This is a genomic window from Deferrisoma palaeochoriense (assembly GCF_054656955.1).
In genome coordinates, this window is sequence record NZ_BAAHXI010000168.1 from 1 (window position 1) to 617 (window position 617).

Consider the following 617-nt stretch of genomic DNA (forward strand, 5'->3'; position numbering starts at 1 on the left):
TCTGGCGAGTACGAGGGCAGGTAGAACACCTCGATCTCCTCCTGATGGGCCGCCAACCAGGCCTTGACGGGTTTGCTGTGATGCACCCGGAGATTGTCCAAAATGAGAAACACCTTGCGGTCCGCGTCCTTGATCAAGCGCCGGAGAAACCGGATCAGCGTCTGGCTGTTCATGGTGCCCGTGTAGGTCATGAACCGCACTTTGCCCTGGTTCGTGATGGTCGAGATCAAATTCAGAGAGACCCGGTTGACGGTGATGCGAATCTCCGGCGTTTGCCCCCGGGGGGCGTAGGAACGCCCATGTTGGCTATCCGAGCGGATTCCTGTCTCATCGCCCCAGTGGATCTCGGCGTTCTCGCGCTTGGCCCGGGCCCGGATGGCGGGATACTCCTCGTGGAGCCACTTTTCCACGGCCTTGGGATTTTGCTCATACGCGCGGCGAAGGGGCTTTTGGGGGGTGAACCCCCAGCGCTTCAGGTAGTCCCCGATGGTCCGCACCGGCATCGTGAGGCCCCATCTGCGGCGAATGAACTCCTGGATACTTCGCCGGGTCCACAGCGCCCAGGGCATTTTGAGTTGATCCGGTGTCTTGTCCGTGATGGTGCGCTTGAGTTCTCG

1 protein-coding gene is annotated in these 617 nt (G+C 60.8%); it reads right to left on the reverse strand.

Annotated features, from left to right (window positions below; translation table 11 throughout):
* A partial coding sequence (locus tag ACYQ8L_RS18560) for an IS630 family transposase (protein WP_459943304.1) occupies window positions 1-617 on the reverse strand: 617 nt, incomplete at both ends.